General features: G+C 30.4%; 18 protein-coding genes and 1 tRNA gene. 14 read left to right on the top strand and 5 right to left on the bottom strand.

Annotated features, from left to right (window positions below; translation table 11 throughout):
* Position 1: 1 nt before the first annotated feature.
* Positions 2-1333, bottom strand: a complete 1332-nt coding sequence (locus IEW75_RS12165) for a cytochrome ubiquinol oxidase subunit I (protein ID WP_134248956.1) — start codon at positions 1331-1333, stop codon at positions 2-4.
* Between the two features lie 201 nt (positions 1334-1534).
* Here IEW75_RS12165 and IEW75_RS12170 point away from each other — a divergent pair, with 201 nt between their 5' ends.
* Positions 1535-2251, top strand: a complete 717-nt coding sequence (locus IEW75_RS12170) for a 3-ketoacyl-ACP reductase (protein WP_134248955.1) — start codon at positions 1535-1537, stop codon at positions 2249-2251.
* Between the two features lie 91 nt (positions 2252-2342).
* On the opposite strand, the gene der is transcribed toward IEW75_RS12170, so the two are convergent.
* On the bottom strand, positions 2343-3644 hold the full coding sequence (gene der / locus IEW75_RS12175) for a ribosome biogenesis GTPase Der (RefSeq protein WP_134248954.1): 1302 nt from the start codon (positions 3642-3644) through the stop codon (positions 2343-2345).
* Between the two features lie 123 nt (positions 3645-3767).
* Between der and IEW75_RS12180 the strand changes: the two genes are divergently transcribed.
* Positions 3768-4271, top strand: a complete 504-nt coding sequence (locus IEW75_RS12180; RefSeq protein ID WP_134248953.1) for an ABC transporter ATP-binding protein — start codon at positions 3768-3770, stop codon at positions 4269-4271.
* Between the two features lie 67 nt (positions 4272-4338).
* On the opposite strand, the gene IEW75_RS12185 is transcribed toward IEW75_RS12180, so the two are convergent.
* Both IEW75_RS12185 and era read right to left on the bottom strand, forming a co-directional pair.
* Entirely contained in the window at positions 4339-5121 is a 783-nt protein-coding gene (locus IEW75_RS12185) for a CPBP family intramembrane glutamic endopeptidase (protein WP_158283806.1), read from the bottom strand.
* 132 nt (positions 5122-5253) lie between these two features.
* A complete protein-coding gene (gene era, locus IEW75_RS12190; protein ID WP_134248951.1) occupies positions 5254-6135 on the bottom strand; it encodes a GTPase Era in 882 nt (293 codons plus the stop codon).
* A 97-nt stretch (positions 6136-6232) separates the two neighbouring features.
* Between era and IEW75_RS12195 the strand changes: the two genes are divergently transcribed.
* Positions 6233-6305: transfer RNA gene (locus IEW75_RS12195), tRNA-Met, on the top strand.
* A gap of 210 nt (positions 6306-6515) precedes the next feature.
* Here IEW75_RS12195 and IEW75_RS12200 read toward each other — a convergent pair.
* Positions 6516-7376 (bottom strand): sigma-70 family RNA polymerase sigma factor, encoded by an 861-nt coding sequence (locus tag IEW75_RS12200; RefSeq protein ID WP_134248950.1) that lies wholly within the window; start codon positions 7374-7376, stop codon positions 6516-6518.
* Between the two features lie 433 nt (positions 7377-7809).
* Between IEW75_RS12200 and IEW75_RS12205 the strand changes: the two genes are divergently transcribed.
* The 11 genes from IEW75_RS12205 to IEW75_RS12255 all read left to right on the top strand — a co-directional run bounded on the left by IEW75_RS12205 (position 7810) and on the right by IEW75_RS12255 (position 25086).
* The gene (locus IEW75_RS12205) at positions 7810-8394 is read left to right on the top strand and encodes a YceI family protein (protein ID WP_134248949.1); all 585 of its coding nucleotides are present in this window, start codon (positions 7810-7812) and stop codon (positions 8392-8394) included.
* A gap of 33 nt (positions 8395-8427) precedes the next feature.
* The gene (locus IEW75_RS12210; RefSeq protein ID WP_204744226.1) at positions 8428-9708 is read left to right on the top strand and encodes a hypothetical protein; all 1281 of its coding nucleotides are present in this window, start codon (positions 8428-8430) and stop codon (positions 9706-9708) included.
* A 111-nt stretch (positions 9709-9819) separates the two neighbouring features.
* Entirely contained in the window at positions 9820-10407 is a 588-nt protein-coding gene (locus IEW75_RS12215; RefSeq protein WP_134248948.1) for a YceI family protein, read from the top strand.
* A gap of 340 nt (positions 10408-10747) precedes the next feature.
* A complete protein-coding gene (locus IEW75_RS15820; protein ID WP_229714455.1) occupies positions 10748-10810 on the top strand; it encodes a hypothetical protein in 63 nt (20 codons plus the stop codon).
* A gap of 321 nt (positions 10811-11131) precedes the next feature.
* Entirely contained in the window at positions 11132-13945 is a 2814-nt protein-coding gene (locus tag IEW75_RS12225) for a helix-turn-helix and ligand-binding sensor domain-containing protein (RefSeq protein WP_134248947.1), read from the top strand.
* 972 nt (positions 13946-14917) lie between these two features.
* Entirely contained in the window at positions 14918-17944 is a 3027-nt protein-coding gene (locus IEW75_RS12230) for a SusC/RagA family TonB-linked outer membrane protein (protein ID WP_134248946.1), read from the top strand.
* A gap of 10 nt (positions 17945-17954) precedes the next feature.
* Positions 17955-19439 (top strand): RagB/SusD family nutrient uptake outer membrane protein, encoded by a 1485-nt coding sequence (locus IEW75_RS12235; protein WP_134248945.1) that lies wholly within the window; start codon positions 17955-17957, stop codon positions 19437-19439.
* 16 nt (positions 19440-19455) lie between these two features.
* A complete protein-coding gene (locus tag IEW75_RS12240; RefSeq protein ID WP_134248944.1) occupies positions 19456-21474 on the top strand; it encodes a hypothetical protein in 2019 nt (672 codons plus the stop codon).
* A gap of 37 nt (positions 21475-21511) precedes the next feature.
* Positions 21512-22417, top strand: coding sequence for a glucan endo-1,3-beta-D-glucosidase (locus tag IEW75_RS12245; protein ID WP_134248943.1), 906 nt, complete (start codon positions 21512-21514; stop codon positions 22415-22417).
* Positions 22418-22512: 95 nt separating this feature from the next.
* On the top strand, positions 22513-23574 hold the full coding sequence (locus tag IEW75_RS12250) for a glycoside hydrolase family 16 protein (protein WP_134248942.1): 1062 nt from the start codon (positions 22513-22515) through the stop codon (positions 23572-23574).
* Between the two features lie 24 nt (positions 23575-23598).
* On the top strand, positions 23599-25086 hold the full coding sequence (locus tag IEW75_RS12255) for a glycoside hydrolase family 30 protein (protein ID WP_134248941.1): 1488 nt from the start codon (positions 23599-23601) through the stop codon (positions 25084-25086).
* Positions 25087-25089: the final 3 nt, after the last annotated feature.

A 25089-nucleotide genomic window follows, 5' to 3' on the forward strand; every position in this document is an offset into this window, starting at 1 on the left:
TTTAATGTTTTATAGGTTTAGGGCCTTGATGAATAGTTTTACCAACCAATATTAAAAATAACAATCCAAGAAGCATATAAAGTCCCACAAAACCAAGGAGTGTAAATAAAGTGTTTCCTGAAGAAACTGTAGGAGAAACACCTTCACTAGTTTTTAACAATCCATAAACCAAGTAAGGTTGCCTGCCTAACTCTGCAACATACCAACCGGTAATGTTAGCTATATAAGGAAACGGCACTAAAAACATAATTGTCCAAAGTATTGGTTTTATAGTGTGTAATCTTTTTTTCCAAAGAAAGAAGGCCGCTAATAGCATAATACCAATAAAAATAGTACCTAAACCAACCATAATATGGTAAGAGTAGTATAATGCAGGAATATTATCTGGTAATTCTTCTTTTTTAAATTGGTCCATTCCAACAATTTGTTTGTTCCAATCTTGATAGGTTAAAAAGCTTAAAATATTTGGGACAGCAATTTTATTGTCCAATTTTTTTTCGACCATATTTGGCTGTCCAATAAGTACAATTTCAGCTCCGGCTTCCTCAGTTTCAAAAATACCTTCCATTGCAGCAAAAGTTGCTGGTTGATATTTGGCTACATTTTTAGCATTCCAATCTCCTGTTGGAAAAGCAACTAATAAACTTGATACTAAACCGAAAATTACACCAGTTTTTAAAAATAATTTACCGTGTTCTAAATTTTTATTTCTTAAGATATAAAATGCTCCAATACTTGCTACAACAAAAGCAGAAGTAACCACAGAAGCAAACTGATTGTGTAAAAAAGCAGGAATCAGCCATGGATTAGTGAATAATGCTGAAAAATTTTCAAGTACAAATTTACCGTTATCTAAAATTTCATAACCAACTGGATGTTGCATCCAAGCGTTGGTTGCTAATATAAACCAACCGCTTGCCCAAGAGCCTAAAAAAACTAAAAAACCAGTTAAAAAATGTAGTTTTTGACCCATTAATTTTTCTCCAAAAATAAAAAGTGCTAAGAATGAAGACTCTAGAAAGAAAGAAAACATTCCTTCCATGGCCAAAGTTTGACCAATTATCCCACCTGTTAATTCCGAAAATTTAGCCCAATTTGTACCAAATTGAAACTCCATAGGAATTCCAGTTACAACGCCCATTGTAAAATTAATAGCAAATATTTTCATAAAAAACAATGCAGCATCGTTGTACTTTTGAATCTTAGTTCTTAAAAATTTCCATTTAAAATAAACTATCATTAAAGATAATCCCATTGTTAATTGTGGAAATATATAGTGGAACGTGATAGTAAATGCAAATTGCAATCTATCGTAGAAAATCATATCTTCCATTTATGAAAAAATTATAGTTGAATAGGTAATTTAAAGTTGTAAAATTACAAATTAAAAGAAAACTCTGTGTAAACAAACAAGCATAAATGTGGAGTTTATTTCTTAATAAGCCTTTAAATTTTAACTTTGCCTAATAAATGTTGAATTAGAATTTTAAAAACAATAGAATACATTAATTTATACCAATATAAAAACAAAACAATAATGGAATTAAAAAGTAAAAAAGCTATTATAACAGGTGGAAGTAGAGGTTTAGGAAAAGCTACAGCTATTGCATTTGCAAAAGAAGGAATGGCTATTGCAATTACAGGCAGAAATGAAGAAAAATTGAAAGAAACCGTTTCTGAACTAAAAGCTTTTGGCGTTACAGCAACTTATCAAGTTTTTGATGTTGCTAATTATGATGAAGTTAAAATTGGTATCAAAAATATTATTAAGACATTGGGTTCTGTTGATATTTTGGTAAACAATGCTGGTATTGCAGCTTTCGGAACTTTAAATGAAATGGATGCTAATTTGTGGGAAAACATTATTAAAACCAACGTTTTAGGAATGTACTATGTTACTAAAGAAGTGCTTCCGTACTTAATTGAAAAAAACGAAGGAGATATTATAAATGTTTCATCAACTGCTGGTTTAAATGGAAATGCATCAACTTCTGCTTATTCAGCATCTAAATTTGCAGTTATTGGCTTGTCACAATCTTTAATGAAAGAAGTCCGTAAAAATAATATTAGAGTAAATACCTTAACACCAAGTACTATAGCTACAGATATGGCATTGGAATTAGGAATTACAGATGGAAATGTCGAAAAAGTGCTACAGCCAGAAGATTTTGCGCAGTTAATTTTAGCAGGATTGAAATTACCAAGAAGAGCTATGATGGCAAATGCTTCGTTATGGTCAACAAATCCTTAATAAAATTGCGTTTGTATTAGTATTTACGTTCAAAACAAAAACAGCCTTAACTTTATAAAGTTAAGGCTGTTTTTGTATATTAAAATGAATGTTATTTCTGTCTAAAATAAATTACAATTGGCACTCCTTTTAAGTCAAACAATTCGCGTAATTTGTTTTCTACAAAACGTTTGTACGGATCTCTAATGTATTGAGGTAAATTACAGAAAAACACAAATTGTGGTGTTGGCGTTGGCAACTGCATGCAATACTTAATTTTAACAAATTTACCTTTATAAGCAGGAGGAGAATATTGTTTTACAATTTCTAACATAGTATCGTTTAACTTACTAGTAGGAATTCGTTTTTTTCTGTTTTCAAAAACTTCAACTGCGGTTTCAATTGCTTTAAATATACGTTGCTTTGTTAATGCGCTTATAAATAAAATTGGAACATCTGTAAACGGAGCAATTTCTTTTCTTACTTGAGCTTCAAAATCGCGCATGGTGTTGGTTTCTTTTTCAATAAGATCCCATTTGTTTACTAAAATTATAATTCCTTTTTTATTTTTTTCTGCCAGCCAAAAAATGTTTTCATCCTGACCTTCAAAACCACGTGTAGCATCCAAAACTAAAATCGCAACATCACAATGCTCAATGGCTCTAACTGCTCTCATTACCGTATAAAATTCTAGATCTTCTTTAACTTTAGACTTTTTTCGAATTCCAGCAGTGTCTACTAAGTTAAAATCAAACCCAAAACGGTTGTATTTTGTATCGATAGAATCTCTTGTTGTGCCAGCAATATCTGTAACCACAAATCTTTCTTGACCAATTAAAGCATTTATAAAAGACGATTTTCCGGCATTTGGACGACCAACAACGGCAAATCTTGGTAATTCATCTTTTTCTTCAGGAGCATCTTCTAGTTTTTCAGCTAAAGCATCTAACAGTTCACCAGTTCCACTTCCATTAATAGAAGAGATGGTAAAATAATCTCCCAATCCGAGGTTGTAAAATTCAACAGCATCAGCATCTCGCATGGCATTGTCAACTTTATTAACAGCCATTAATATTGGTTTTTTTACTTTACGAAGAAGCTTGGCAACTTCAGAATCCATTGGAGTAATACCTTGCTCAACATCAACTACAAAAATTATAATATCGGCTTCTTCAATAGCTAATTGTACTTGTTTTCTAATTTCTTCTTCAAAAACATCATCAGAGCCAACAGCATATCCACCAGTATCAATAACCGAAAATTCTTTTCCGTTCCAGTCACTTTTTCCGTAATGTCTATCACGTGTTACACCACTTACAGAATCTACAATAGCTTCTCTACGTTGTACTAAACGGTTAAATAACGTTGATTTTCCAACATTAGGTCTTCCTACTATGGCTACAATATTGCTCATAAAATTCGTCTTGAAATTTTTTGCAAAAGTAAACAATTTAAATTTGAAATTTGATGTATTATCAATTCAAAATTAGACATTTAATTAAATTTACTATATTTCAAAACCAATAAACCAAACTTTATGAAAGATTATTTAAATAGTGATATTCATTTGCGTCCAAGATTTAAAATGAATTTTAGTGAAAGTCAGGATGTTTTAATTTCAAAATTCAAAAAAAATTTAAAATCTGAAAATTGTAATTATTGTAGTAAAATTGTTGATGGCCATATAGTTATAGATGTTCCAGTTGATGAAAATCACTTTTGGTCCCCTCAGTTAAATATTGAGATTGAAAAAATGAATGGAGATGAAACAATTGTAAAAGGATTGTTTGGGCCAAAACCACAACTATGGACATTATTTATGTTTTTTCATTTCGCCATGGCAGCTGCTTTTATTGGTTTTTCTATTATGACCTACGTACAGTGGACTTTAAAAGAAGATAATAGTATGGCTTTAATAATAGTGATTGGTTTACCTATTCTGTGGATTGTTATGTATTTTTTAGGAAGAATTGGAAGAAGAAAAGGACACAAACAAATGGATGAATTATATGGATTTATGATGAAAACCTTGGAGGTTTAGGGTTAGAAAGTTTAAAAGTTTGAAAGTTGTAAAGTATTGAAGATTCAAAGGTTTAAAATATAAATTTCTATTTAAACTCTTTTATTAATTCATCTAAAATAATAGTTTCCGGGTTTTTAGAATTGGTTTTATTAATGAAACGAATATTTAATCTTTTTGATTTTTTAAGTAAAATGGTGTCTGTAGAATCTAGAATTTCAGCAAGTTCTTTAACTGTTGTATTGTTTCCAATTATAGAATCTATGCGATCTTCAGATTTGTAGGTTTCTAATGTTATAGGATTATTTAGACCAAATTCTACTATGTTGATTTCTAGTGAATAATCAATATTATTTATTTTTGTTAGTTGGTTTGAATTGAAAAATAATAAAGCCACAGAAAATAGGATTAAATTATACAATCCATGTTGTAAAACTCCCCAAAAAAAGCCAAGTTTAAGTCTTACATAACCCAAAGTAATGCCAGCAATAATTTGAGGTAAAACAATAAGTGGCGCTAAAATATAGAATAAACTATTTGTGTTGCTATAATTTGTAAGATGCATTAAGGCAAATGCAATGGCAAATAAATAGAAGAATATTCTAAAATGCTTAAACCAGAAGGTTTTTGCTTTGTTTTTAGTAAGAAAATCAAAGAAGTGGAATACTAAATTTCGTTCATATTTTAAAGGAAATCGAAAAATTAGTTCTTCAATAAATGGAACAATTACTGCAGCCAATAAAATAATTGAGACTGCATTTTTAATAGAAAAAATATCTTCTATAGGGTCTGATTCTAATTCAAACAAAAAAGAATCAATAAATGATGTAATTCCTGAAGCAAAAATGACCAATATAAAATCTAAAAGCAAAATAGAAAATAAAATTTTCCATTTTTGTTTTGTAGAAAGGGTTTCGTTAAAATTATCTTGAGGATTTTTTAAAAAATCAAATAAATCCTTAACTATTGTATTAATTCCATAGCTAATAATTATGAATTCGGATTAATCGTTATATCCAAATCTACGTAATTGACGTTTATCACTTCGCCAATTCTTATTCACCTTTACGTACAATTCTAAATGAATTTTTTTACCGAAAAACTTTTCTAAATCTTTTCTAGCTTCAACTCCAACACGCTTTAATGCGGAGCCTTTATGGCCAATAATAATCCCTTTCTGAGTCTCGCGTTCTACCATTATTACAGAACGAATTTTAATTATTTTATCACTTTCAAAAAACTCTTCAGTTTCTACTTCAACCGCATACGGAATTTCTTTTTTATAGTGCAGTAATATTTTTTCGCGAATGGCTTCATTAATAAAAAAACGTTCAGGTTTATCTGTTAATTGATCTTTTGGATAAAACGGCGGAGATTCTGGTAACAGTTCAACAATTCTAGTAAAAACACCATCTACATTAAAATTTTCTAAAGCAGAGATTAAAGTTACTTCGGCATTTGGTACTTTCTCTTTCCAATACAATAATTTTTCTTCTACTTGTTCTTGAGAAGAAGTGTCAATTTTATTGATTAGCAATAATACGGGTATTTTTGAGTTTGTGATTTTATTGAAAAAGGCTTCATCTTTTAATTCCTTTTCACCAATTTCAACCATATAAATAAGTACATCTGCATCTTCAAAAGCCGATTTTACAAAACCCATCATAGATTCTTGTAATTCGTATGCTGGTTTTATAATTCCCGGTGTATCAGAAAATAATATTTGAAAATCTTCACCATTTACAATGCCTAAAATTCTATGACGCGTTGTTTGTGCTTTTGAAGTGATAATAGACAATTTTTCACCTACAAGGGCATTCATTAAGGTTGATTTACCAACATTTGGATTTCCAATAATATTTACAAAACCTGCTTTGTGTTTCATTTTCAATGTTTAAGGCGGCAAAGGTACTCTTTAATATTTTTAACTGAAAAAAACTTCTTGTATTTTTAAAAAAAGGTTGTACATTTGCAATCCAAATCGCGGGGTAGAGCAGTAGGTAGCTCGTCGGGCTCATAACCCGAAGGTCGCTGGTTCGAGTCCAGTCCCCGCTACTATATAGCCCAGTTTTACTGGGCTTTTTTGTTTTTAAAGCAAAATTGTAACAAAATCAATGTCTTTTAGGGTCGATTTAACAATACTGTTAAAGCTATAAACTTAAATTGTTATTAGTTCAAATTTTCGAAAGGAGAGAGGAAATTAAATTCCAGAGATTTATTAGAATTTTCAAGCTAGTAGTAGATTCTCGTATTCAAATAAATTAGTTACACATAATTTTTTAAAACTTCGCTTCTCGATAAACTTTTTAATCTTCTAATAGATTTTTCTTTAATTTGCCTTACGCGTTCGCGAGATAAATGTAGAATTTCTCCAATCTCTTCGAGACTCTTGGAAGGTATATTTCCTAATCCAAAGCTCAACTCTATTATAATAGCCTCACTTGGTTTAAGAGTTCTTAAAACACGTTTAATGTCTGTTTTTAAAGATTCGTAGAGTAATTTTTTATCTGGGTTTGATGATTTTTTAAAATTTAAACTATCGTAAAGATTTGAACCTTCACCTACTATTAAAGGGGTATCCATAGATATATGCCGGGTTGAATTTTTTAATGCAGTTTGTACTTCACTTATTGAAATATTAAGTGTTTCGGAAATCTCTTCAATAGAAGGAGTCACTTCATTTTTTTGTTCTAATAATGAACCTATTTTTTTAATTTTATTAATAGTGCCAATTTTATTTAATGGTAATCGAATCATACGAGATTGCTCTGCTAGGGCTTGTAAAATTGATTGACGAATCCACCAAACTGCATAAGAAATAAATTTAAAGCCACGAGTTTCATCAAAACGTTTTGCAGCTTTTATTAATCCAATATTTCCTTCATTTATTAAATCTGATAACGCTAAACCTTGATTTTGATATTGTTTTGCTACAGAAACTACAAATCTTAAGTTGCTCAAGGCTAATTTTTCTAAGGCTATGTTATCTCCAGATTTTATTCTTTTTGCTAATTCAACTTCCTTTTCAGCTGAAATCATATCAACTTTTGAGATTTCTTGAAAATATTTCTCTAAAGAAGTTTCTTCTCTTGTTGTAGGCTGTATTGTAATTTTAAGCTGTCTCATTTTATAGTTGAAAAAGTGTTATTAGAACTAAAAAATTAAAATTCAGATTGATAGTACTAATTTTCAAAAAAAGACCAATAATTCTTATAATTCAATGAGTTTTATCATTTTATGAATTGATTGATATCATAAATTAAAACATTTTGTAAAATTTCACCAGAATTCAAAAAACTAATTTTTATAAATTAATAAAAAAATGCATAGAATATTTTATAAAGATTTCAAAATATGATAAAAGTCATTTTATGAATTAAAATTTGCAAAGACGCATTGAATAAATTATATTATATATCTCTATTCACTGTTTTGTTTGGGGATATCCTACCATATTCAAAACATGATAAAAGTCATATTTTAATAAAATTATGATTTTTGTCATTCTTGATTGGGGATTATTGATATACTTTTGTACTGAATTTAAAACAACATTAAAATGATTTATAATAAAAAAATATGGTTGAAAGCAATTAGCTTCTTTACACTTTTACTGTTAACATCTCAGATTACTTTTTCTCAAGAGTATAATCTAGTTAATAATGAGTCTTCATTAAGCGTGTCAGGGACCTCTAGTTTGCACGATTGGACTATTGAAGCCAACGAGCAATCAGGCATCTTAGTTTTTCAAGATTTTCAAAAAGGAGAAATAACAAAATGTTCTTTAGCAGTTGATGTAGAAGGATTAGAAAGTGGGAAGCGAGCAATGGATAAAAATACCTACAAAGCACTAAAGTATGATTCACATAAAACTATAAAATTTGATTTAGTTGAAGTTCTAGAAACTCTAGAGCAAAGCGACAAATCTTTTTTGATTAAGACCAAAGGTGATTTAATAATTGCTGGTGTAAAGAAACAAATTACTTTAAACTTTACTTTAATTAGTGAAGGGGAACAGGCAGTTTTAAAAGGTGAGAAGAAAATTAAAATGACAGATTTTGACATTGACCCACCAAAAGCACTGTTTGGTACTGTTACTACTGGAAATGACATTACGATTTCATTTAATACAAAATTTAAATAAATAATTAAACAAACAATTAATATTAGAAGAACAATGAAAACAACAATTAAAACAACAATGAAGCCAATAATTTTATTTTTAGCCTTCATAACAGGGTGCGGTTTATATGCGCAAAATAGAAATTTAGATAACTACAGACAACCTGATAAAAAGGGTATTAATGTATTTGAAAGTCCTAAAGATACTGTATCTACTTTCGATGGTGTAAAAGTAAGAATTGGTGGTGCCTTTGCATTACAGTATCAAGCTTTAGATAACGAGAACTCTGGAATTACACCTTTAAAAGAAATTGGTTACAATTTTAACTTAGCAACAGCTAATTTAGATTTTGACGTAGCACTTTATGATGGTGTTAATTTACATTTAAGAACCTATTTATCTTCTAGACATCACCCAGAACCTTATGTAAAAGGAGGGTATCTACAAATTGATAAATTAGATTTTGTCAGCGAAGGTTTTATGGAAGACTTAATGAAAAATACTACGATTAAGATTGGACATATGGAAAATAATTATGGAGATACACACTTTAGGAGAACTGATAATGCGCAAGCACTTTTCAACCCATTTGTAGGTAATTTAATTATGGATGCGTTTACTACAGAAGTTGGTGCAGAAGTATATTACCAAACTGAAAGTGGGTTTTTAGGAATGGTAGGATTTTCTAATGGTAAATTAAATCAAAAAGTACTAAAATCAGATGGTTCAACTGGTGGAGCGGCATTCTTAGCAAAATTAGGATATGACAAACAACTTTCTGATGACTTAAGATTGAGACTAACAGGATCTTTATACAATACTGGTTACGCTCAAAATGTATACTTATACACAGCAGATAGAGCTGGTTCTAGATATTATAGCATTATGCAGGATGCATCGGCTTCTGGTGATAATTTTAGATCAGGACGTTTCGACCCAGGATTTAAAAACAAAATCACAGCTATTATGATTAACCCATTTGTTAAATATGGAGGTTTAGAGTTCTTTGGAACTGCTGAGATTACTTCAGGTAGAAGCATGGCTGAAACGGATAGAAGAAAAACGCAACAATATGCTGGTGAACTTATTTATAGATTTGGTGAGTCTGAAAACCTATACATAGGTACTAGATACAATACAGTAAATGCAGAGTTAGCTGGTGGTGATGATGTTAACATTAATAGATTCCAAGCTGGTGCAGGTTGGTTTATGAGTAAAAATATATTAATGAAAGCAGAATACGTTAATCAGTCTTATAAAGATTACCCAACAGGAAACCTTCTTGAAGATGGTAAATTTAAAGGACTTGTGGTAGAAGCTGTTATTAGTTTCTAAAAAATATTGAATAAGTAAAAACAGGTCTCACTGTCGCTAAAAAGTTTCCTAATAAAACTTTAGACACTGTGAGACTTGTTTTATAATGAATAGACCTAAATTTTAATTTTTATGTTTCTCAATAAAACCTTAGTTTATTTTATTTTAGGTATGACAACTTTTTTTACATCAAAAAATGCTGTTTTCGAGACCTCTTCAGTTATAATTAAAGAAAGAAGTACTTTGTTAATAAAAGGAGAGAGTAATATAAATAACTTTTCTTGCCTTTATGATAATGATGAAATAAAAAAAACTATTCCCATTAAATACACTGTTGAAGGTGATAAAATTAGATTTGATAAAACAGTTTTACTTTTAAATAATACTTTTTTCGATTGTGGAGGGAATGGGATAAATAGAGATCTTAGAAAAACGTTAAACACAGAGGATTATCCTCAAATAGCTTTAACTCTAAATGAAATTGAAAGAACAGAAGACCCTTCTAAAATAAATGCTGAAATAGCTATAAAAATTGCTGGAATATCTCATAATTATAGAATTCCAATAGAAATTATAAAGAATCAAAATTTAATTGTAAACGGACAATTAAAAATAAAACTAACGGATTTTAACTTAAATCCACCCAAAAAACTATTCGGAATCATTGCCGTAGACAATAAAATTGAAATTACTTTCAATTTAGAAATAGAAGAGCAATAAAGTTAAATTCAAATACATTTGTAAACTTTTGTTTTATTCTAAACATCATTGTTAAATATTATAGTTTTTATTCCAACTAAAAGGAATTTGTGAACTAGAGTAATTTATAATTTCCTTCCTTAATATTAAACTTTTAGGAAATCGAGTTATGTTGCCACTTTTTCAATCATTTCCAAGATAATCACCACTATATTCCAAGATAGAACTTTAGTTTGAAAGATTTTATAAAATTTTCGGTTACAGAATTAGATCGTATTATTAAAATGGCTTAAGAAATTCGCCCACCTCTTGAAGTAATACTTTTTCAGTTTATGTTGCCAGAAAAGGAGTAATTAAATTAATACGTGGCAATCTTAAAGAAGCTTGTTTTAAACATTGGCGAAAAAGAGTAAATAGTGTCTAAGTAAAAAGCATTTGAAAAAGCGAAATTCCGCGATTTCACGTTTTAGAAGTCCTCGAAAATGAGCCATCTCAGGCAATAAGATAATTAGGCGCAAAAAATATATTTATTTTGTAGTTCACTACAAATTTATTATTAATTAAGTTTAAATAATATATTTTAGCATATGAAACGAGTTACTTTAAAATAAGTACCTTTAAAATTGTAATTGTATTTATTGTTTGTAAATTATGGGTATTTAGCTATAATTTATTTTTAATTTTATGTTTTTAATTAAAAGTAGTAACAAAAGGTAAACAAGTTAGTGTTTAATTAAATATGTACATGAGAAATATTAAAACATTTTTTTTCTGTTTTCTATTATTCTTAACTACTTTTTTTATAGTGGGTCAAGAATTGCCTCCTATAGAAAATTATTCATCAAAAATATATGATGGAGAAAATCAGAATTGGTCAGTTTCTCAATCAGAACATAAATTTATTTATATAGCTAATAACAGCGGTTTATTAGAGTTTAATGGTTCAAAATGGCGCCTATATCCATCGCCAAATAATACTATTTTACGTTCGGTAAATGCCATTAACAATAAGATTTACACTGGAGCCTATATGGAATTTGGCTTTTGGGAAAAGAATAATTTTGGAAATTTAGAATATACTTCATTAAGTGAGAAGCTAAAGGAATCTTTAATAGAGGAGGATTTTTGGAATATTATAGATTTTGATAAGTGGATATTATTCCAATCTTTAAATAGAATTTATATTTATAATACTTTAGATGAAACTTTTAAAATTATAACTTCAGAAACGCAGCTTCCGAAAGCATTTAAGGTAGATGAAGGTATCTATTTTCAAAAAATGGGTAAAGGTGTTTTTAAAATTGAAAATGGTGAATCTGTATTGGTTTCAGAAGATACCATATTAAAAAATAAGATTTTAGTAAATATTTTTAGATCAGATGAAAAAATACTCTACCAAACTCAAAACAATGGTTTCTTTTACTTAACAACAAATGGTATTAAAAAGTGGGATATTAAATCGAACTCGTTAATTTCTACTTTAAGTGTATACAGTAGTTTGCAATTGGCAAATGGTAGTTTTATTTTAGGAACTATATCAAATGGAATTTACCAACTTGATAAAGAAGGGAATTTGTTAATGCATATAAATCAGGAAACAGGTTTAAATAACAACACTGTTTTATCTATGTTTGAAGATGTCGATCAAAACCTTTGGCTTGGTTTAGATAATGGCATTAGTGTTGTAAATATGAATTCTCCATATAGGGTTTACAATGATTTTGGAGGTAAACTAGGTTCTGTATATACTTCAGCAATTTTTAATAATAACCTTTATCTAGGCACTAATCAAGGATTATTTTATAAAGTACTAAACGCTAATGCCGATTTTGATTTTATTGAAGGAACTGATGGTCAGGTTTGGTGTTTTAAAGAGTATGATAATACACTTTTTTGTGGACATAACAAAGGGACATTTATTGTAAATAATAACAAAGCAACTCTTATAACTGACGTTATGGGTACTATGGAAATTAAATCTGTGGATGGCTACCCAAACATTTTAATTCAGGGTTATTATAGTGGTTTAAATGTTATTGAAAAAATTAATAATACTTGGCAACTAAGAAATAAAATTGAAGGTTTTAGCCCAACAAGCCGTTTCTTTGATTTTACTAAAGATGGAAGTATTTTAGTGAATCATGAATACAAAGGGGTGTTTAAACTTGATGTTAATAGCGATTTTACTCAAGTTAAAAGTTATAAAATATTAGAAAGCGCACCAAAATCATTAAAGTCAGCGATATCTAAATATAACGGAGAAATTTTATATGCTTCAAATAAAGGGATTTTTAAATATAATGACCAAAAAAAGGAATTTGAGAAAGATCCTATTTTATCGAATAGTTTTTTAGAAAATGATGAATTTGTGTCTGGTAGACTCGTTTTTGATGATAAAACCAATACACTGTGGGGTTTTACAAATAAAAGTATTATCCATTTTTCTCATGGTAAGATAGACAATACACTACAAAGTACAAAAATATTTTTACCTGCATCTTTTAGAAGTAGTCTTCCGGGTTTTGAAAGTATGGTTAATTTAAATAATCATTCGTATTTGTTCGGTACTTCAAGAGGCTATTTTCTTTTAGATAAAAAAAAGATTAGTAATAACAGCTTTGAAGTAACCATAAATTCAATAGAAAAAAGTACACAAAATGAAGAAAAAAAGTTTGTTCCCTTAATGGATAAAGGAAGCAAATTTAGCTCAAAAGAAAACAATTTATATTTTAGTTATGGGGTGCCAGAATTTGATAAATTTAGCCAAGTTAATTTCCAATATCAATTAAAAGGTTTTTATAATAATTGGAGTGCTTGGTCTACAGATTCTGAGGTGTCTTTTAAAAATTTACCTTATGGAAGTTACACTTTTAATGTAAAGGCTCAAATTGGAAATAATTCAGCAAATAATACAGCAACTTATTCTTTTGTAATTGATAGACCGTGGTATCTTTCTAATCAATTAATTCTTATATACTCAATTTTATTTATTGGTTTGATTTTCCTAGTGCATAGTCTGTATAGAAAATACTATTCAAATCAAAAACAGAAATTATTAAATAAAAAGCAACAAGAGTTTTCTATGGCACAGTTAGAAAGTGAAAAGGTAATTATGAAATTGAAAAATGAAAAATTGCAACAGGAAATTGATAGTAAAACTAGGGAGCTTTCTGCTTCTACTATGAATATTATTAAAAAGAATGAAATATTAAATACTATTAAAAATGAACTTTCACTTGTTAACGAAAAAGATAGAATAAAACCAGTAATTAAAATTATAAATAAAAATTTATCTAATACAGGCGATTGGAAATTATTTGAAGAAGCTTTTAATAATGCGGATAGTGATTTTTTAAAGAAGATAAAAACCGTTCACCCAAACTTAACACCTAACGATTTACGATTGTGCGCCTATTTGCGTTTAAACTTATCTTCAAAAGAAATTGCACCATTATTAAATATTTCTCCAAGAAGTGTTGAAATAAAAAGATATAGGCTTCGTAAAAAAATGGAGTTAGATCACGAAAAGAGCCTTGTAGAATATATTTTAGAAATTTAATTATATTTTTTTGAAGTCAATATGCAACCTTTAATAACTAAGAAGAATCTAAATCAATTAAATAGCTCAGGATTGATACAGTTTTATTAGGGGAATTACTTATTGTTCGTTCGTTTCTAATTTAAGGTTATTAATAGTGTTATACCATAAATAGACATCTCAATTTCATTTATTATTCGAAGCATAGGAAAGTAGCAGTAAATAATTCAGTCTTATTTGGTTGTTATATTTCATTATCTTTTACTCATTTATTTTAAATTAAAGAATGTATGATGCGCTAAAAAGCGCCAAGAATGCGTTGTTTTATTATTATTCATTTTTTTTAGGGTGCTGCTCAGCGTACTACCAGGTTGAGCGCTTATATGGAAGGGAAAATTAGTTCTTAGTAATGTACATTGCTGCCAACCCTTTTTCGATCAATCCTATTAGCGACTTCGATACTTAAATTAGGGCCTCTTGCTAATCCAATAATTCTTTAGGAAATATGTTTATAAAAAACATTAAAAAAGCGCTTAAAATGTTTGGTTTATTTATAAGTTATATCGGATTCTAAGATTTTTTTGTTCTAACTATTTTTTAGAGTTCTGAATAACTCAATATATTGCGTAGTCTAATATATTATTTAGTGTATAATTTGTTAAAAAATGAACTTAGATAATATAAAGTGCCTTGTTGAGTGTATTTAAAATGTTTTATCACTGCTACAAATAAAATAATCACCTCAACATCACCACAACATTTAGTGTACTACAACCTTTTAGTAAAAAAAATATTAACTTTTTTTTAAGACTTTTAAATTTCTTATAAATAGTTGTATTTCCTATAACTTACACATTATTGATGCTATTTTAATCATAAAATATGTTATATTAATATCTTGAAATTACATTATTGTATGTTTATTGTATAGGTTGTTTTTGAAAAGCCAAGTAAAATTAAATGTAATTTTATAGAAACTTAATTCAAATATATATGAAGTCAATTATTTTATCAATTTTTGTTGGTTTAATGGGCTTAATAGCCACAGGACAAACCTACGAAATAAATGGTATCGTTTCGGATTCAGGAGGTAACCCTTTACCTGGAGTTTCTATAGTAGTGAAAAACACTACTAAAGGTGTTTCAACAGACTTTGATGGTAACTTTACAATTATCGAAGTACAAAATGGGGAAGTGTTAGTTTTCTCATATTTAGGGTTTATAACAAAAGAAGTTGTTATAAACAATGCAAATTATTTAGAAGTAGTCTTAGCTGATAATACACAATCTCTTGAAGAGGTGGTTGTTATTGGTTATGGAACACAAACTAAAAAAGAAATTACTGGAGCCGTAACTGTTGTTGGTTCTGAAACTATTGAAAAGCTTAAGCCAACTCAGGTTGAGCAAGCTTTGCAAGGACAAGTTGCAGGTGTAAATGTAACTACTAATTCAGGATCTCCTGGAGGAAGTTCAACAATTAGTATTAGAGGTGTTTCTACAAATGGAGACAGTAGACCTTTAATTTTAGTTGATGGAAACGTTGTTGAAGATCTAAGTGTTGTAAACCCAAACGACATAGAAAGTATAAATATACTAAAAGATGCTACAGCTGGTATTTACGGTGTTAGAGCTGCAAATGGAGTTATTTTAATTACAACAAAAACGGGGCGAAAAGAAATGCCATTAACTGTTGAATATAATGGTTATTTAGGATTACAAAGTACAACCCGAAAAATGCCAGTACTTAATGCTTCAGAATATGCTTTAATAGTTAATGAAGCTTTTGCAGCGGGCGGCAGTACACCTCCTTTTACAAACATATCAGATATAGGGGCTGGAACTAATTGGCAAAATAAAGTTTTTGAAATAGCACCAATTCAAAGTCACAACGTTTCATTAAAAGGGGGTAGAAAAAAATCATCCTATTCTCATAGTACTTCTTACTTAACTCAAGATGGTATTGTTGGAGGAGATAAATCTAACTTTAAACGATTTACTACAAGTTTAAGCTATAATTTGGATTTATTGGAGAATTTTAAATTTAAGTCTGGAGTTACTGCAACCTCAACAAATAAAAAAAATCTACCAGAAAATGCTTTAGGTTCTGTGCTTTTCAATGCATTAAATATGGCTCCTAATCTTCCAGTGAGAGATTCAAATGGAGAATTTTCCTTAGCAGACGGTTTAGGGGGCGAAGTAATTAATCCAATTGCTCAAATGGAGAATACATACAATACAACTAGAGTAATTAAATATAACGGTTTTGCGGGATTAAAATATACATTTTTAGACCATTTTACGGCTGAAGCTAATTATCAATTTAATTATGCTGAAGTAAGATCAAAGAGTTTTGATCCTGTAGATTTTTACGGTGTTGGTAAGGTTTTTAATACAGTTAGAAGTAGTGTTTTTGAAGGATTTGATGTTTATAGAGATTATACTTTTGATGGTTTTATTAAATATGAAAATACTTTTAATGATACGCATAAGGTTAATGTACTTTTAGGTACTTCAGTTTTCAAAACAACAGGTTCATTCTCAGGCATGATAGGTCGTGATATTACAGATAATAATGTTGCCAATGCATTTGTGGATAAAGCCTTAGAAAAAGAAAATATTTACGCAGAGTTAGGCAGAAACCCAACATTTGACGCTAGATTATTGTCCTATTTTACAAGATTACAATATGACTATAAAGGTAAATATTTATTATCTGCAGTAGTTCGTAGAGATGGTTCTACAAGATTTGGACCAGGTAACAAATTTGGATATTTCCCTTCTGGATCAATTGGATGGATTATTTCAGATGAAGATTTTATGAGTGATAATAACTTTTTTCAATTATTAAAAGTGAGAGCTTCATACGGTATATTAGGTAATGATAGAATTCCTGATTATAGATTTACATCACTACTTACTGGTGAAGGAACTTATTTCTTCGGAGGAAATGACTTAGAGGATGAGTATTATGGTGTTGCAAGTGGTCCAATCTCAAATCCAGAAATTAAATGGGAAAAACAAAAAACATTTGATATAGGGCTTGATTTACGATTTCTAGATAATAAAATTGATATAACTACAGATTACTTTAAAAGAAGAACTGAAGATTTATTGGTATCTCCTCAAGTATCAGGACTATTAGGTACTGGTGCTGCTCCTGTAGTAAATGCAGGAATTGTAGAAAATGAAGGGATAGAATTTGCAATTGGTTTCTCAGAAACTTTAAATGATGATTTTAAATTTAGTATCAAATACAATGTTACTGCAATAAAAAATAAGGTTATAGCAGTAAGTGGTGATGGTGAATATCTTGAAGGAGGTCAATTTGGAATATCGCAACCAGCTATATCAAGAATGGAAGCAGGGTATCCTTTAGGTTATTTTGTTGGGTATGAAACTAATGGTATTTTCCAAAATCAAAGTGAAATAGATAATACGGCAGTTACAGATTTAGGAGCTCAGCCAGGAGATTTAAGATTTGTAGATCAAAATGGTGATGGCGTTATAGATTTAGATGATAGAATAGATCTTGGTAATCCGTTACCAGATGCTACAATGGGACTTAATATTTCATTTGATTACAAAAAATGGGATTTTGCAGCTTATGCTTTTGCATCAGTTGGAAATGAAATTGTTCGTAATTACGAACGTAACCAGGCATTAGTTAATAAGCCTAATTTTTATTTAGATCGTTGGACTGGAGAAGGCACAAGTAATAGCTCACCAAGAGTTACAACTGGAGCTTCCTCAAATACTGTTTTTTCTGATTTTTATGTTGAAGATGGTTCATTCATTCGTTTACAAAATGTACAATTAGGATATACTTTTAATACAGATTCAAGTGATTCTAGTGTTGAAAAGTTACGTATATATCTTTCAGGAAGCAACCTACTTACTTTGACTGAATATAGTGGTTATGATCCAACAGCAGGGACAGGTATACCAATTGGTGGTGGAATAGATCAAGGGTTTTATCCAAATGCTGCGTCATTATTGTTAGGTGTTAACTTAAAATTTTAATTCAAGAATTATGAAAAATTTAAAAATCATTTATATCCTCTTTACAGTTTTTATCATCTATTCTTGTAGTGATGATTTTGTAAATGTGGATTCATTAGACCCAAATTCTGAAGACTTTTTTAATTCAGAAGAAGATTACCAGGATGCTTTAGTTGCTGCCTATGATTACTTACAAGCAACATCTAAATTTGTTCAATTTGCTGAAATAGCATCTGACAATGCATTATGTGGAGGAGAAAGCGCTACAGATTCACCTTATATTCAACAAATAGATGATATGATTCATTCTGCAGTTGGTCAAAGTGATGGTGGATTAAGAACTATGTGGCAATGGATGTATGAAGCTGTAAACCGTTGTAATTATATTTTGGAATTTCAAGATAAAACTGATTTTTCAAATAAAACAAATGTTATTGCTCAAACTAGATTTTTAAGAGCTTACTATAATTTTATTTTAGTAAAATGGTGGGGGGACGTGCCAATGTTAGTTGATAAAAGAATACAATTTGGAGATCAATTTAGTATTCCTAGAACCCCTAAATCAGAGGTTTATGCTTTAATTGAACAAGATTTAATTTTTGCGGCTAACAATTTGAATTATACAGGATATGAGACTGGGCGCGTAACTAAAGGAGCTGCTCAAGCACTATTAGGAAAAGTTTATTTATATCAAGATAAATTTACAGAATCTGCAAATGTACTAGAAGATTTAATAAACAATGGACCGCATAGATTATTAACTACAGAAGAATATCCTGATATGTTTGAACGCTATAACGAAAATAATATAGAATCGGTTTTTGAAATTCAGTATTCAGATGTTGATGGAGGTAGCTATGACTGTTTCCAATGTCTTGAAGGTAACTATGCTGCCTATTTTAATGGCCCAAGAGGTTTTGTTGATGCTACTGGACATTTTGATGCTGGTTACAGTTTTAATGTACCAGTTCAAGAAGTTGTTGATGCGTTTGAAGAAGGAGATATTCGTTTAGAATATTCAATTTTAGATATTAATAAATGGATAGAGGAAAATCCAGGATCAAGTTATTTAGAAGATGCTGGTTACGAGCAAACAGGTTATTTCAATAGAAAAATTATGGCACGTAAAGGCGATTTAAATAACGGTGATGCCGCGCTTACCAATCCAGATAATTACAGAGCAATAAGATATGCTGATGTGTTACTAATGGCAGCAGAAGCCTTGAATAGAGGTGGAATTAGCGATTCAAAAGCACAAGGATATTTAAATCAGGTTCGTGATAGAGCAATGTTAGGTAATGTAGGAACAACAGGAACTAATTTAACTACTGATATTTGGAAAGAACGTCGTGTTGAATTAGTAGGTGAAGGTCATCGTTTCTTCGATTTAGTAAGAACAGGGAGAGCTGCAGCAGAAATTGATAGATTTCAGGTAGGTAAACATGAACTTTTCCCAATTCCTATTGAAGAAATATTATTATCAGGAAATCAATGGGAAAATAATCCTGGATATTAAAATAAAATATTAAGATATGAAAACATTAAAATATATATTAAGTTTTGCTTTGATCTTCTTTATAAGTTGCTCAGACGATCTTAATGATGTAAACTTTGTTGATAACATTCAGGCACCTGCAAATGTATCTGCTCAGTTTTTAATAAAACAAGATAATACAGGATTAGTTACAATATCACCTAATTCTGAAGGAGGAGTATCCTATGATGTAACATTTGGTGATGGTTCATCAGATGTAGTTAGCCTTAATCAAGGAGAAAGTGTTCAGCGCACGTATGCTGAAGGTACCTATCCAATTGGTATAGAAGCAATAGGGATAACTGGTTTGAAAACAGCTGCTACACAAGATTTAGTAGTTTCGTTTAGAGCACCAGAGAATATAGTTATAAAAGCAGCCATAGATGGAGCTAATCCATTTGTTATGAATGTATCTGCTACAGCTGATTTTGCAACGTCGTTTTTAGTGTATTTTGACACTTCAAATGTAGATGAAGAACCGACACCTCTAGGGTTAGACGGTACAGTTAGTTTTGAATATCCAAGTGTAGGAGATTTTACTATAAAAGTGGTAGCTTTAAGTGGAGGAACTGCAACATCAGAATTAACTCAAACAGTTACAATATCGTCACCAGTTGAACTACCTATTGAATTTGAAATTTTTGATGCAAGTGTTTTTCAAGGTTTTGGTGGTGCTTCTAATGCTGTAATTGATAACCCAGATACTAATGGTAATAATTCAAGTAAGGTTGGCCAAATTGTAAAAGGTGCACCAGAGGTATGGGCAGGTAATGTCATTACGCTTTCAGCACCTATAGATTTTTCAACTAAGAATGCTATTAAAATGGATGTTTGGTCACCAAGAGCAGGAGGAAAAGTATTGCTAAAATTAGAAAATCTTGATGATGGTGGTATTTTCTATGAAGTAGAAGCAACAACCTTAGGAAACAGTGCTTGGGAAACAGTAACTTTTGATGTTAGTGGTATTGACCTTTCTAATACGTATCAAAAAGTAGTTTTATTTTTTGATATAGGAACAGCTGGAGATGGAAGTGCAGATTGGACTTTTTATATAGATAACATTAAACAAGACTTTCTTTCTGAAGGAGCTTTTGCTAAAGTAACGGTCGAAGATTTTGAAGGAGCTGCAGAATTATTTCCTTTTGGAAATGCGACTGCAGAAGTGATTACATTAAATGATTTACCTTCAGGTTTAGGAATTGTAACAGATAACGTTGCCCAATTTACTAAAACAAATGGAGCAGAAGTTTGGGCAGGAGTTACTAGAGAACTAGATATGCCTCTAGATCTTGCTACGTACACTAATATTAGTTTAAAAACTTGGTCTCCAAAAGTTGGAGCTGTAGTTAAAGTTAAATTAGAGAATGCAGATGCTAGTATAACACATGAAATAGATGTAAATACAACAAGATCAAATGCTTGGGAAGTTTTAGAATATGACTTTAGTGGAGCGCCAGCTGCAGATTATGTAAAAGTTGTAGTATTCTTCGATTTTGGTGTTTCAGGAGATGATTCAGTATATTATTATGATAATATAGAGTTGTTTAATAACGGAACTCCACCAACAGTATTTGAAGATTTTGAAGGTACAGCAGAATTACTTCCTTTTGGAAATGCCTCTGCAGGAGTTATTACTCTTGATGATTTACCTTCTGGTTTAGGAATTGTAACTGCTAATGTAGCCCAATTTACAAAAACAAGTGGAGCAGAAGTATGGGCAGGAGTTACTAGAGAATTAGACGCTGCATTAGACTTAGATACTTATAATAAAATAAGTTTAAAAACATGGTCATCAAAAGTTGGTGCTGTAGTAAAAGTTAAACTAGAGAATGCTGATGCGAGTATAACGCATGAAGTAGATGTAAATACTACAATATCGGGTGATTGGGAAGTTTTAGAATATGACTTTAGTGGAGCACCAGCCGCAGATTATGTAAAAGTTGTAGTATTCTTTGATTTTGGCGTTGTAGGTGATGATTCAGTATATTACTTTGATGATTATACCCTTACTAATTAAAAAGCGTAAGAGAATATTAATTTTAAAATTATATAAAATGAAAAACATAAAATATATATTAGGTATTTTTCTTACGCTAGCAATAATGAATGGCTGTCAGGAAGATGACCTTACAATAGGAGATCTTATAGCTCCTAGTAATATTGAAATATCTGTAACTTATCTGGATGATACCAATGGAGATGGATCTCCCGATGAAACGGTTGCACCTGGATTAGGTAGTGGTTTAGTTAAATTATCAGCTACTGCAAATAATGCAACATCTTTCCATTTTGTTATACAAAATGCTACTAAACTGCAAACTAATGGGTATTTAGAACATACGTTTACAACGTTAGGAAATAACACATATGCAGTTACTGTAATTGCTTATGGTACAGGAGGAATTTCTACAAGTAAAACTATTGAAGTTGAAGCGCTAGCACTATATGAAGCTCCGGCAGATTTGAAGGAAATGTTACATGCGAATAGTTCAAGAACTTGGAAAATAGCATCTGATGCTGCTAAACATTTTGGATTAGGTCCAGTTGGTGGAGCAGTTCAAGCGGAATGGTATGGTGCTGGTCCTGGAGATAAATCTCACACAGGCATGTATGATGACAGATATACTTTTAATGTTGATGGAACTTTTACACACGATGTTGGTCCTGATGGGGTTGTATTTGGTAGAGAGGTTTTAATTAACGAATTAGGAGGTTCTGGTGGAGAAGCAGAAGGTGCTGATGTTATACAATATTTATTAGATTCTTATACTGCTAATTGGTCGTTAACTGCACCAGGAGGCGCAGAGACAATAAATCTAACAGGTACTGCTTTTATAGGTTACTATATTGGCGGTGACCACAAATATAGAATTCATATGCGTTCTGCTAATGAAATGGTAATCACATCTACAGATGGAAATGGTGCATTTAATTGGTGGTTTACTTTAATTCCAGAATAGTTTAAATTAATATACTAATCTAAATAAAATATGAAAGGGTTGATAAATTCAGCCCTTTCTTTTAAAAGTTATACTTCAGCTTTAAAATCGTTTTTATGAAAAATTATGCTGTTTTAAGATTTCTTGTATTACCTTTTTTATTCTTAACATTGGTATTATCTTGTTCTGATAATAGTGATGATGATGTAATTCCAGCAAATTTATCTCTAGATATAAGTATTAAAGGTGCAAATGATAGCAATAGTTACGGAGATGGATCTGGTGTTGTAAATTTTAAAGCAACAGCAACTAACGCAGTAAAATATGGGTTTATAATTGATAATCAATCAGAAGAACAAAATACAAATGGATCTCATCAATATACATTTAATAATATTGAAGGAGTTGAAACTTATGAGATTAAAGTTATAGCCTATTCTAGTACTAATAATTCAATAAATATAGTTAAAACAGTTACTGTTTCATTTTATAATGGAACACCTCCCATTTGGGCAGATGAGTTTTTTGAAGATGGAGCACCAAATCCAAAAAATTGGAACTATAATCTTGGTGCTGGAGGCTGGGGTAATAATGAACTTCAAACCTATACAAATAATTCAGAAAATGTTACTGTTGAAGATGGTTTACTTAAAATAACAGCAAAAAATGATGGTTCTGGAGGGTATACTTCTGCACGTATAAAATCAGAAAATTTATTCGAATTTACATATGGTACTGTTGAAGTGCGTGCAAAATTGCCATCTTCTCAAGGTACATGGCCAGCCATTTGGATGTTAGGCGCAAACTTTGATCAGGTAGGATGGCCTGTCTGTGGAGAAATTGATATTATGGAACAAAAAGGCTGGGATAAAAACACGGTTTTAGGTACTTGCCATTGGTCAAATAATGGTAATTATGCGGGTTATGGTTTAGAAACGTCAATAACAAATGCTTCTAGTAATTTCCATATTTATAAGTTGGAATGGAGTCAAGGAACTATTCGAATTTTTGTTGATGACCAAGAATATTTTGTAATGACAACTAATAGTAGCATGCCTTTTAATTCTGATTTTTTCTTTATTCTTAATATTGCTATGGGCGGAAATTTAGGAGGAACAATTGACCCCAACTTTATTGAATCTACTATGGAAATTGATTATGTACGTGTATATCAATAAATAATTTATAATAAAATTAGAATAATGAGAAATCTATTTATTGTCCTGATTTTGATAACAGCATTAACTTCATGCGTTCAAAATGATAAAACAAAAACTGTTTCTGAAGAAGAAATTACTACTGAAAAAATAAATGAGTATGGCAATACACTTCAGGTGTTTACAAGTGCTCACAATTCTGAATTTAAGCTAACACCAACAGGAACTATTGAATTTTCAGATTATAAGCAACCTTTAGAAACCGAAGCTTCTATTTTAATAGATCCTACTAAAAAATTTCAAACTTTTGTTGGTATTGGAGCTTCATTAACAGATGCTTCTGCTGAAACATTTTATAAACTTACAAAAGAAAATCAAGCTAAATTTCTGGAAGCTTATTACAGTAAGGACAAAGGAATTGGGTATTCATTATCAAGAACAAGCATTCATAGTTGCGACTTTGGAAGTGAAAGTTTTACCTATATTGAAGAAGGTGATGTGGAATTAAAAACATTCAATATAAATCGCGATAAAGAATTTAGATTGCCATTTATAAAATCAGCTATAGCAGCTGCTGGAGGAACATTAAAAATGTATGTATCTCCTTGGAGTCCACCAGCTTTTATGAAAACGAACAATAATATGTTACAAGGTGGAAAGCTAAAGCCTGAATTTGCTGCATCTTGGGCAAAATATTATGCCAAATTTATTAAAGCTTATGAAAAAGAAGGAGTTCCAATTTGGGGATTGACAATTCAAAATGAACCAATGGCAACCCAACGATGGGAATCTTGTATTTATACAGCTGAAGAAGAGCGAGATTTCTTAAAAAATTACTTAGGTCCAACTTTAGAAAACGAAGGATTAGGTGATAAAAAAATAATTGTATGGGATCACAATCGCGATTTAATTTTTCAGAGAGCAAGCACTATATTAAACGATCCAGAAGCTTCAAAATATGTTTGGGGTGTTGGATTTCATTGGTATGAAGATTGGAAAGATGGGGAGCCAATGTTTAATAATGTTGCTAAAGTTTATGAAGCTTTTCCAGATAAAAACTTAGTGTTTACTGAAGGTTGTACAGAAGGTTATGATTTGAGTAGAATTATAAATGAAGACCCAAAATTAGCAGAACGCTACGGAAGATCTATGATAAATGATTTTAATAATGGTACTGTTGCATGGACTGACTGGAATATTTTGCTGGACGAAACCGGTGGGCCAAATCATGTAAATAATTTATGTTTTGCACCAGTGCACGGAGATACTAATACGGGTGAATTAACATTTACCAATTCTTACTATTATATTGGGCACTTTTCTAAATTTATTAGACCGGGAGCAAAACGAATTTCAAGTGCTTCTAGTTCGAATAAATTAATTACTACAGCTTTTGTAAATGAGGATAATACTGTTGTAATTGTAGCAATGAACCAAAGTAGTGAAGCATTGTCTTATACAGTTACAGTAGGTTCAAAAACGGCAACCGTAGAAATGCCAGCCCATGCAATTCAAACACTATTATTAAAATAATTT

This window comes from Lutibacter litoralis (assembly GCF_014646675.1).
GTDB lineage: Bacteria > Bacteroidota > Bacteroidia > Flavobacteriales > Flavobacteriaceae > Lutibacter > Lutibacter litoralis.

Coding starts and splice junctions, on each gene's coding strand:
- IEW75_RS12165 (WP_134248956.1), bottom strand. CDS start 1,333: ATGGAAGATATGATTTTCTACGATAGATTGCAATTTGCATTTACTATC.
- der (WP_134248954.1), bottom strand. CDS start 3,644: ATGAGCAATATTGTAGCCATAGTAGGAAGACCTAATGTTGGAAAATCA.
- IEW75_RS12180 (WP_134248953.1), top strand. CDS start 3,768: ATGAAAGATTATTTAAATAGTGATATTCATTTGCGTCCAAGATTTAAA.
- era (WP_134248951.1), bottom strand. CDS start 6,135: ATGAAACACAAAGCAGGTTTTGTAAATATTATTGGAAATCCAAATGTT.
- IEW75_RS12200 (WP_134248950.1), bottom strand. CDS start 7,376: ATGAGACAGCTTAAAATTACAATACAGCCTACAACAAGAGAAGAAACT.
- IEW75_RS12205 (WP_134248949.1), top strand. CDS start 7,810: ATGATTTATAATAAAAAAATATGGTTGAAAGCAATTAGCTTCTTTACA.
- IEW75_RS12210 (WP_204744226.1), top strand. CDS start 8,428: ATGAAAACAACAATTAAAACAACAATGAAGCCAATAATTTTATTTTTA.
- IEW75_RS12215 (WP_134248948.1), top strand. CDS start 9,820: ATGTTTCTCAATAAAACCTTAGTTTATTTTATTTTAGGTATGACAACT.
- IEW75_RS12225 (WP_134248947.1), top strand. CDS start 11,132: ATGAGAAATATTAAAACATTTTTTTTCTGTTTTCTATTATTCTTAACT.
- IEW75_RS12230 (WP_134248946.1), top strand. CDS start 14,918: ATGAAGTCAATTATTTTATCAATTTTTGTTGGTTTAATGGGCTTAATA.
- IEW75_RS12235 (WP_134248945.1), top strand. CDS start 17,955: ATGAAAAATTTAAAAATCATTTATATCCTCTTTACAGTTTTTATCATC.
- IEW75_RS12240 (WP_134248944.1), top strand. CDS start 19,456: ATGAAAACATTAAAATATATATTAAGTTTTGCTTTGATCTTCTTTATA.
- IEW75_RS12245 (WP_134248943.1), top strand. CDS start 21,512: ATGAAAAACATAAAATATATATTAGGTATTTTTCTTACGCTAGCAATA.
- IEW75_RS12250 (WP_134248942.1), top strand. CDS start 22,513: ATGAAAAATTATGCTGTTTTAAGATTTCTTGTATTACCTTTTTTATTC.
- IEW75_RS12255 (WP_134248941.1), top strand. CDS start 23,599: ATGAGAAATCTATTTATTGTCCTGATTTTGATAACAGCATTAACTTCA.